4 protein-coding genes are annotated in these 3,832 nt (G+C 70.9%); 2 read left to right on the plus strand and 2 right to left on the minus strand.

All coding sequences use genetic code 11. From position 1 onward, the window contains the following. Positions 1 to 43: 43 nt before the first annotated feature. Both I5G_RS18940 and I5G_RS18945 read right to left on the minus strand, forming a co-directional pair. Positions 44 to 1,084, minus strand: coding sequence for an App1 family protein (locus tag I5G_RS18940; protein ID WP_022880466.1), 1,041 nt, complete (start codon positions 1,082 to 1,084; stop codon positions 44 to 46). Positions 1,085 to 1,089: 5 nt separating this feature from the next. Then, positions 1,090 to 1,770, minus strand: a complete 681-nt coding sequence (locus tag I5G_RS18945; RefSeq protein WP_022880467.1) for a DedA family protein — start codon at positions 1,768 to 1,770, stop codon at positions 1,090 to 1,092. A gap of 42 nt (positions 1,771 to 1,812) precedes the next feature. On the opposite strand from I5G_RS18945, the gene pabB reads away from it, so the two are divergent. Both pabB and I5G_RS23625 read left to right on the plus strand, forming a co-directional pair. Continuing rightward, complete coding sequence (gene pabB, locus I5G_RS18950; RefSeq protein WP_022880468.1) at positions 1,813 to 3,057, plus strand: aminodeoxychorismate synthase component I; 1,245 nt, start codon at positions 1,813 to 1,815, stop codon at positions 3,055 to 3,057. A gap of 91 nt (positions 3,058 to 3,148) precedes the next feature. Beyond that, the coding region (locus I5G_RS23625) for a class I tRNA ligase family protein (protein WP_036329483.1) at positions 3,149 to 3,832 on the plus strand (684 nt) is incomplete at its 3' end.

Genomic DNA, 3,832 nt, shown 5'->3' on the forward strand with positions numbered 1-3,832 from the left:
TGACCTTGCGCCATCGCTCAGCCGCCGCAGCGCGCCAGACGCGTCAGGCGTCGCGGGAGATGACGCCGACGTCCTCGAGGCGTTCGAGGAGCCCTGCGCCGTCCGACTCGGTGACCCACGGCACGTCGGCGGCGGAGTGGTCGTCGACGACCGTGCGGCCACCGGCCAGCACGGCCTCGGCGGGGAGGAGGCGGCGGATCGCGACCGCGGCGACGCTGTCGGGGTGCTCGATGGCGAACTGCGTGTAGATGGCGTCGTCGTGCTGACCGTCGTCGCCGACGAGCAGCCACTTCACGTTCGGGAACTCCGCGGCGAGCCGTCGCAGGTTGCCCTCCTTGTGGGCGCGACCGCTGCGGAACCACCGGTCGTGCGTCGGCCCCCAGTCGGTGAGCAGGAACGAGCCCGAGGGGAACAGGTGGCGGCGCATGAACCTCGTCAGGGTGGGCGCGACGTTCCACGCCCCGGTCGAGAGGTAAATGACGGGCGCGCCCGGGTGCTCGCGCGAGAGACGTTCCAGCATCACAGCCATGCCGGGCACGGGCTGGCGGGCGTGCTCGTCCACGACGAACGAGTTCCACGCCGCGAGCAGGGGCCGCGGGAGCGCGGTGACCATGACCGTGTCATCCACGTCGCTGACGACCCCGAACCGCACGTCGGATCCGACGATGAACACCCGCGTCTCGGTGGGCTCGCTGCCCTCGACGGTCGTCGTCACGGTCTGCCAACCGGGCGGCAGCGTCGCGGGGAGCTTCGCGTCGATGACCCCGCCACGGTCGGCGACGACATCGTGGTCGACGCCCTGGATCGTCACCGTCACCCGCGCGAACCCGACGGGAACGGCCGCGAAGCTGCGCCAGCCACGCAGGCTCGCGAAGTCGCCGCTCGACGTGCGCTTGACCGGAGGAGTGATGAGGACGCGGCCGAGGACCCGCACCCACTCCTCGGTCCCGTAGCCCGGGAAGCCGGTGACCGTGGGCCGAAGGCCGCGTCCGCGTGCGCGCCGCTCGCGCCAGGCGTGGAAGCGGTACTCGAGGCGTGCGAACCACAGCACCTTGGCGCGAGGAGAGCGAGGAGAACGAGGCATCCCGTTCAGTCTTTCACGTCGTCGCCCGCCGGTTCGAGGGAGTCGGGCTCGTCGGCGAGGTGCCGGCGCTCGATGCGTTCGAGCACCTTCTTGCCGATGTAGACGAGCAGAAGGAAGACGACGATGATGCCGACGAACACGTAGCCGGCGTAGTGGATCTGGTCGGCGAGCTCGCGGTACGTGCCGGCCGCCGTCGCCGCGACGGTGATGTACAGGCCCGCCCACACGAGGCACGCGGGCGCCGTCCACGCGAGGAACCGACGGTAGCGGTACCCCGCCATGCCGACGGTGAGCGGCACGAGAGAGTGCAGCACGGGCAGGAAGCGCGACAGGAAGATGGCCGGGCCGCCGCGGCGCCGCAGGTAGCGGTCGGCGCGTTCCCAGTTGCGGTCGCCGAGCTTCTGCCCGATGCGCGAGGCGCGGATGCGCGGTCCGAAGTAGCGGCCGAGCCAGAATCCGAGGCTCTCGCCGAGGAGCGATCCGATCACGACGGCGACACCGAGCAGGATGCCTTCGAGCGGGGAGGCGATAGCGGTCCCCGCCACGATCACGATTGTGTCGCCGGGAACGATGAGGCCCAGCAGAACGCTCGTCTCGAACATCATCGCCACGCCGGCGACGAGCGTGCGCACGACGGGATCGACGTGCTGCACCACGTCCAGAAGCCACGTGAGGATGTCGTTCACCTCGCACAGCCTAGGACCGCGACCGCCCCCTAGCCTGGGAGCGTGCCGCGTTCTGTCTCCACGGTCGCCTCGCCGCGGTGGCGGGAGCCCGACGACGTCTTCCGCGCCCTGTTCGCCGACGCCCCGCACGCGTTCTGGCTCGACGCCGGAGCGGACGCCTCCACGGGCTGGAGCTTCCTCGGGACGGGTCGGCCCGCGCCTGCCGACGCCCCCGCGGCGGTGGATGCCACGACCCCGGCGGTGCACGACCCCGATGTCCCGGTCTTCCGGGGCGGATGGGTCGGCTGGGTGTCCTATGAAGGGGAGCCGGCGTGGCTGCGCGTCGACGAGCTGCTCGCGTTCGACCACGCGGCGCGCCGCATGTGGGCCGTGTCCGCCGATGCGGACGCTCTCGCCGCCGCCGCGGCAGACGTTCCGGAGGCCCCGGCGGTGCCAGAGGCGCAGCCGCGAGGAGTGGCAGCCGGTCGCCATTCACCCGAGGAGTACGCCGCCCTCATCGCGGCCTGCCGCGAACGGATCGCGGACGGCGACGCCTACCAGCTCTGTCTCACCACGCGGTTCACCCTCCCCGGGTCCATCGACGCGCTGGCGGCGTTCCGGCGGCTTCGCGGGAGCGCGTCCTCGCATCACGCCGGCTTCGTCCGCATCGGCGACACCGCGCTCGTGAGCGCCTCGCCCGAGCGTTTCCTCGAAGTAGGCGGCGGGCGCGTGCACACGCATCCGATCAAGGGCACGCGTCCGCGGCATCCGGATCCCGCCCGCGACCGGGCTCTCGCCGAGGATCTCCGGACGGATGCCAAGGAGCGCGCCGAGAACGTCATGATCGTCGACCTCATGCGCAACGACCTCTCGCGGGTGTGCGAACCGTCGTCGGTGACCGTCGACAGGCTGCTCGACGTCGAGACGTACCCCACGGTGCACCAGCTCGTGAGTGAGGTCTCCGGGACGCTGCGGCCCGGGACGACGATCGGCGACCTGCTCGACGCGGCCTTCCCCGCCGGCAGCATGACCGGTGCACCGAAGGCGTCGGCGATGGAGATCCTCGCGGGGCTCGAGGGCGCCCCGCGCGGCGTCTACTCCGGCACGTTCGGCTGGATCGGCGACGACGGCGCCGCGGACCTCGCGATGGTGATCCGCAGCATCGTCGTGGAACCGGATGCCACCTGGGTCGGCGCCGGCGGAGGGATCACGTGGCGCTCGGTCGCGGCATCCGAAGTCGCCGAGGTGGGGATCAAGGCGCGGGCTCCGCTCGCGGCGCTCGGGGCTACCGTGCCGGTCGGATGGTGAGGCCCCGGCCGCTTCGGAAGCGGCCCCGCAGGGTCCGGTAGCCTGGACGTTGGCCCTCGTGGCCTCCCGACTTTCACGATTGGTCTCACCCGTGTCTCAGAACCCCTCTTCCGCGCCGTCCGCCGACGGAGGCTTCGACCCCCATGAGATCCAGGCGAAGTGGCAGCAGGCGTGGGCCGAGAAGGACCCGTTCCGCGCCGGCGGCGACGCCGACACGCGTCCGCGCAAGTACGTGCTCGCGATGTTCCCGTACCCGTCCGGCGACCTCCACATGGGTCACGCCGAGAACTACCTGTACTCGGACATCGTTGCGCGCTTCTGGCGCCACCGCGGCTACAACGTCCTCAACCCCATCGGGTGGGACTCCTTCGGCCTCCCCGCCGAGAACGCCGCCATCAAGCGGGGTGCCGACCCCGTCGAGTGGACCTACGCAAACATCGCGCAGCAGAAGGAGAGCCTGAAGGACTACGGCGTCTCGTTCGACTGGAGCCGCGTGCTGCACACGAGCGACCCCGAGTACTACCGCTGGAACCAGTGGCTGTTCCAGAAGCTGTACGAGAAGGGCCTCGCGTACCGCAAGGACGCGCTGGTCAACTGGGACCCGGTCGACCAGACGGTGCTCGCCAACGAGCAGGTGCTGCCCGACGGCACGAGCGAGCGCAGCGGCGCCGTCGTCGTCAAGAAGAAGCTGACGCAGTGGTTCCTGCGGATCACCGACTACGCCGACCGTCTGCTCGACGACCTCAACCAGCTCGAGGGCTTCTGGCCGCAGAAG

It is taken from the genome of Microbacterium sp. B19, from assembly GCF_000333395.1.
Classification (GTDB): Bacteria; Actinomycetota; Actinomycetes; order Actinomycetales; family Microbacteriaceae; genus Microbacterium.